The following is a 5,176-nucleotide window of genomic DNA, read 5'->3' as shown; positions in this document are numbered from 1 at the left end:
CGTAACCCCGGACCCCCGTAACCCCGTTTCTCCCGCTTCGCGCCCCGCTGTCCGAAAACGATCCAAGAATTCAGGGGATGCATTCCCGTCCGCACCCGTGCTGGAATAGAGTCGCGGCAGAACGAATACGAGGAGAGGACGGAGTTCTTGCGATGCGGAAACGGATGTGAACGGCACGGAGGGCAGCGGGCGGCGTATCTCGGCCAAGGTGGTGTGTACGGCGATCCGCGACGACATCGTGGGCGGTTTCTATCCACCCGGGAGCCGGCTGACCGAGGAGTTGCTCGCGCGGCGCTACGGGGTGTCGCGGGTGCCGGTGCGCGAGGCGCTGCGCACGCTGGAGTCCGAGGGCTTCGTCCGCACCCGCAGGCACGCCGGTGCCTCGGTGGCCGAGCCGACCGAGCAGGAGGCCGCGGATCTGCTGGAGATCCGCGGCCTGCTGGAGCCGCTGGGCGCGGCCCGGGCCGCGCAGCGGCGGGGCGAGTCGCATCTGAAGGTGCTGCGCGGCCTGGTCCGGCTCGGTCAGGAGCGGGCGGTGCAGGGGCAGTTGTCCGACCTGCCGGCGCTCGGCGGGTGGTTCCACGAGACGCTGGCGCAGGCGTCCGGCGCTCCCACGCTGGCCGCGCTGCTCACCCAGCTGCGCTACAAGATCGCCTGGGTGTACGCCGACGACGGCACCGACCGGGCCGCGCAGGCGTGGGAGGAACACGCGGCGCTCGTGGACGCGGTGGCCCGCGGTGACGCCGAACGCGCCCGCCGGCTGGCCGCGCTGCACGTGGAGCGGGCCACTGCGGTGAGAACCCTGAAACACGCCGTACACGCGGGGCGCCGCCGCGCTTAACAATCGCACCGTATACAAGAACGTGAATGGTTGTTTCGCGCATTGCGGAAAAGCGGGGTCGGGCAATCCGTGGGGGCTGTCCGGGTCCGTTGAATTCCGCTGCGCGGGATTGCCGTACGGCGGCCGGTATTCCCGTGCGGCGGCGCGACGCGGGCACGAAAGGCGTCCACGAAGGCGCCCGTGAAAGGTGTGCGTGAAAGACGTCCGTGAAGGCGCCCGCGAAAGGCGGAAAACTGCGGACGAAAGGCGGGCCCGGCTCAGACGGTCTCGGGCAGCTCTTCCAGGCCCTCGGCGACCAGCTTCGCCAGCCGGTCCAGTGCCGCGTCGGCGCCGTCGGCCTGCGAGGCGAGCACGACCTCTTCGCCGCCCTGCGCGCCCAGGCCGAGCACGGCCAGCATGGAGGCGGCGTTGACCGGGTCGCCGCCGGCCTTGGCGATGGTCATGGGCACTCCGGCGGCCGTCGCCGCGCGGACGAAGATGGACGCGGGACGGGCGTGCAGGCCCTCAGCCCAGCCGACATTGACGTGCCGCTCAGCCATGGTGAAGTCCTTCGGGTCGGTGCGGTCTGCGCAGGTGGTTCCAGTTGTCTAGACCAGTTAAGCACGCCCGCGGTGCTGGTCCCGCACGTCGGCCCGCGCTTGAACGGGTCCCCCCAGACTGCCCCCTGCGCGTCGGCGGCGCGAGCAGACACCCCATGGCGGCCCGGCCGCATACGCTGGGCCCATGAGCGAGCAGCCGTACCCTGTCCACTGGGAGGCTGACGTCGTCCTGCGCGACGGCGGCATCGCCCGCATCCGGCCGATCGGCCCGGAGGACGCCGGGCGGCTGGTCGACTTCTACGAGCAGGTCTCCGACGAGTCGAAGTACTACCGGTTCTTCGCGCCCTACCCGCGGCTGTCCGACCGGGACGTGCACCGCTTCACCCACCACGACTACGACGACCGGGTCGGCCTCGCGGCCACCGTCGGGGGCGAGTTCATCGCCACCGTCCGCTACGACCGGACCGACGAGCAGGGCCGGGCCGCGTCCGGGCCGGCCGGCACCCGCGCCGAAGTCGCCTTCCTCGTCCAGGACGCGCACCAGGGCCGCGGCGTCGCCTCCGCGCTGCTCGAACACATCGCCGCGGTCGCCCGCGAACGCGGCATCCTGCACTTCACCGCCGAAGTCCTGCCCGCCAACCGCAAGATGGTCAAGGTCTTCACCGACGCCGGCTACACCCAGCAGCGCAGCTTCACCGACGGTGTGGTCCACCTCGACCTCGACCTCGAACCGACCGACGAGTCGGTGCGCGTGATGCGGGCCCGCGAGCACCGCGCCGAGGCCCGCTCCGTCCAGCGGCTGCTGCGCCCAGAGTCCGTGGCGGTGGTCGGCACCGGACGCCGGCCCGGCGGCCTCGGCCGTACGCTGCTGCGCAACATCGCGGCCGGCGGCTTCACCGGGCGGCTCTACGCGGTCAACCGCGCTTTCCCCGCCGCCGGTACCGACCTCGGCGGCGTGCCCGGCCACCGCTCGGTGCGGGAGATCGCGGAGAGCGGTGCGAGCGTCGACCTCGCGGTGATCGCGGTGCCCGCCGAGCGGGTGCCCGAGGCCGTCGCCGACTGCGGCGCCGCCGGCGTGCGCGGCCTGGTCGTGGTCAGTGCGGGCTACTCCGAGACCGGACCCGAGGGCCGGGCCCGCCAGCGCGAACTGGTCCGGCAGGCCCGCGCGCACGGCATGCGGGTGATCGGCCCGAACGCCTTCGGGGTGCTCAACACCGCTCCCGACGCCCGGCTGAACGCCTCGCTGTCGCCCGACATGCCGCGCCGCGGCCGGCTCGGGCTGTTCACCCAGTCCGGCTCCATCGGCATCGCGCTGCTCTCCGGGCTGCACCGCCGGGGCCTGGGCCCCTCCACCTTCGTCTCCGCCGGCAACCGCGCCGACGTCTCCGGCAACGACCTGCTGCAGTACTGGCAGGACGACCCGGACACCGGTGCCGTGCTGATGTACCTGGAGTCGTTCGGCAACCCGCGCAAGTTCACCCGGCTCGCCCGCCGTACCGCCGCCGAGAAGCCCGTGGTCGTGGTGAAGGGCGCGCTGCATTCCGGTGCGGTGCCCGCGGGCCACGAGGTGCCGGCGACCCGTATCCCCGACTCCACCGTGTCCGCGCTCTTCCGGCAGGCCGGCGTGATGCGGGTCGACACGGTCACCGAACTCCTCGACGCCGGGCTCTTCCTGGCCCTCCAACCGCTCCCGGCCGGCGACCGCATCGCCATCCTCGGCAACTCCGAATCGCTGGGCCTGCTCACCTACGACGCGGCGCTCACCGCCGGGCTGCACCCCGCCGCCCCGATCGACCTCACCACCGCGGCCGCCCCCGACGACTTCGCCGCCGCGCTGACCGCCGCGCTCGCCGACCCCGGCAGCGACGCGGTGGTGGTCACCGCCATCCCCCGGGTCGGCACCGACCTGCTGACCGCCGACCCGAGCGACCCGAGCGACGCGAGCACTGTGGCCGCCCCGGCCGATCCGGCGAATCCGGCCGACCCCGAGGCCGGCGACGACCCGGCGCTGGCCGCCGCCCTGCGCGCGGCCGCCGCCGGCGCGGCCAAGCCCGTCGTCGTGGTCCACCTCGCCCTCGACGCCATGGCCGACCGGCTCGGCGCCCGCGCGGACGGGAGCGACGCAGCTGCCGGCCGTATCCCCGCCTACCGCGCGCCGGACCGCGCGGTCGGCTCGCTCGCCGAGGCCGCCTCCTACGCCGCGTGGCGGGCGAGCGTCGCGGAACCCGGGCGGGTGCCCGACCTGGACCGGATCGACGAGGCCGGCGCGGCCGAGGACGTACACCGGCTGCTGCCGCCGGGGGCGCCCGCGGGGGAGGGCATCACCCTCGACGACGCCGACACGGCGACGCTGCTCGGCCGGTACGGCATCGAGGTCCGCCGGGCCCGGCCCGCGCCCGACCCGGACGCCGCCGCCGAGGCCGCCACCGCGCTCGGCTACCCGGTGGCGCTGAAGACCACCGCACCCCACCTGCGGCACCGTGCCGACCTCGGCGGCGTACGGCTCGACCTCGCCGACGAGGGCGACCTGCGGCGGGCGTACGGCGAGCTGACCGCGCGGCTGGGCGGTCCGGCCGAACTGTGCCCGGTGGTACAGGCGATGGTCCCGCGCGGGGTGGACACCGTGGTGCGGGCCGGGGTGGACCCGGCGGCCGGGGCGGTGCTCTCCTTCGGCCTGGCCGGTGCGCCCTCCGAACTGCTCGGCGACATAGCGCACCGGCTGGTTCCGGCCACGGACCGGGACGCGGCGGAGCTGGTGCGGTCCATCAAGTCCGCGCCGATGCTGTTCGGCTGGCGCGGCGCGGAACCGGTGGACACCGCCGCGCTGGAGGAACTGCTGCTGCGGGTGTCGATGCTCGCCGACGACCTGCCGGAGGTGGTCGCGATCGACCTGGAGCCCGTGGTGGTCGCGGCGCGCGGCCTGAGCGTGCTCGGCGCCCGGGTACGGCTGGCCACCCCGCCGGCCCGCACCGATCTGGGGCCGCGCGCGCTGACGACGTACTGAACGCCGCGGTGTCGCGTGCCGCAGTGACCTGAGCGAAGCATGGGGGCGGTGCGGGTGCGGGATCGGGGTTCGGGCCCGGGCCGCGACCGAGTCCTCGACCGAGTCCGCGGTCAGGTCGCGACCCGGGGCACGATCGCGTTCTGAGCGCCCCGGAGCGCGCATAGGATGGACGCATGGCGAAGACCGGTACGACGACACAGGGCCTGCGCACAGCCATCGAGCGCAGCGGCTACTACCCGGCTCTGGTGGCCGAGGCCGTCGAGGCCGCGGTGGGCCGCGAGCCGGTCACGTCGTACCTGGTCCACCAGGAGACCACGTTCGACGCCAACGAGGTGCGGCGGCACGTGACGGTGCTGGTGCTCACCGACAGCCGGTTCATCGTCAGCCACACCGACGAGCAGGCCGCCGACGACACCTCGCCGAGCCCGTACGCCACCACGTCGACCGAATCGGTGAAGATCGGCCGGATCTCTTCGGTCGTGGTCAGCCGGGTGGTGGCCAACCCCGAGTCCTACACGCCGGGCGCCCCCGGCACGCCGGGTACCTTGCCGCGCGAGGTCGTGCTCACCATCGGATGGGGCGCGGTCTCCCGGATCGACCTGGAACCGGCCGCGTGCGGCGACCCCAACTGCGAGGCGGACCACGGATATACCGGTTCCTCGACCGTCGACGACCTGTCGCTGCGGGTGAGCGAGGCCGGCGACGGCCCCGACACGGTCCGGCAGGCGCTCGCCTTCGCGCAGGCCCTCTCCGAGGCGACAGCGGCAACGGACTGATGGGCGGACCGTACCC

General features: G+C 74.0%; 4 protein-coding genes. 3 read left to right on the top strand and 1 reads right to left on the bottom strand.

Annotated elements, in window-relative coordinates:
- The first annotated feature begins 166 nt into the window (after positions 1-166).
- On the top strand, positions 167-841 hold the full coding sequence (locus AC13HU_RS31600; protein WP_483045406.1) for a GntR family transcriptional regulator: 675 nt from the start codon (positions 167-169) through the stop codon (positions 839-841).
- 257 nt (positions 842-1,098) lie between these two features.
- Here AC13HU_RS31600 and AC13HU_RS31595 read toward each other — a convergent pair whose 3' ends face one another.
- The gene (locus AC13HU_RS31595; protein WP_483045405.1) at positions 1,099-1,380 is read right to left on the bottom strand and encodes an HPr family phosphocarrier protein; all 282 of its coding nucleotides are present in this window, start codon (positions 1,378-1,380) and stop codon (positions 1,099-1,101) included.
- 184 nt (positions 1,381-1,564) lie between these two features.
- On the opposite strand from AC13HU_RS31595, the gene AC13HU_RS31590 reads away from it, so the two are divergent.
- Complete coding sequence (locus tag AC13HU_RS31590) at positions 1,565-4,384, top strand: bifunctional acetate--CoA ligase family protein/GNAT family N-acetyltransferase (RefSeq protein WP_483045404.1); 2,820 nt, start codon at positions 1,565-1,567, stop codon at positions 4,382-4,384.
- 173 nt (positions 4,385-4,557) lie between these two features.
- Positions 4,558-5,160 carry a DUF5998 family protein gene (locus AC13HU_RS31585; RefSeq protein WP_483045403.1) on the top strand — a complete coding sequence of 201 codons (603 nt, stop codon included), beginning with the start codon at positions 4,558-4,560 and terminating at the stop codon, positions 5,158-5,160.
- Positions 5,161-5,176 lie beyond the last annotated feature (16 nt).

The organism is Streptomyces sp. NH27 (assembly GCF_056859195.1).
Note: the sequence above shows the minus strand (reverse complement) of the source record. Positions and strands in the feature narration are given on the sequence as shown.

Bases quoted from the DNA above. Each gene is read 5' to 3' on its own strand.
- AC13HU_RS31595 (WP_483045405.1), bottom strand. From the start codon at position 1,380: ATGGCTGAGCGGCACGTCAATGTCGGCTGGGCTGAGGGCCTGCACGCC.
- AC13HU_RS31590 (WP_483045404.1), top strand. From the start codon at position 1,565: ATGAGCGAGCAGCCGTACCCTGTCCACTGGGAGGCTGACGTCGTCCTG.
- AC13HU_RS31585 (WP_483045403.1), top strand. From the start codon at position 4,558: ATGGCGAAGACCGGTACGACGACACAGGGCCTGCGCACAGCCATCGAG.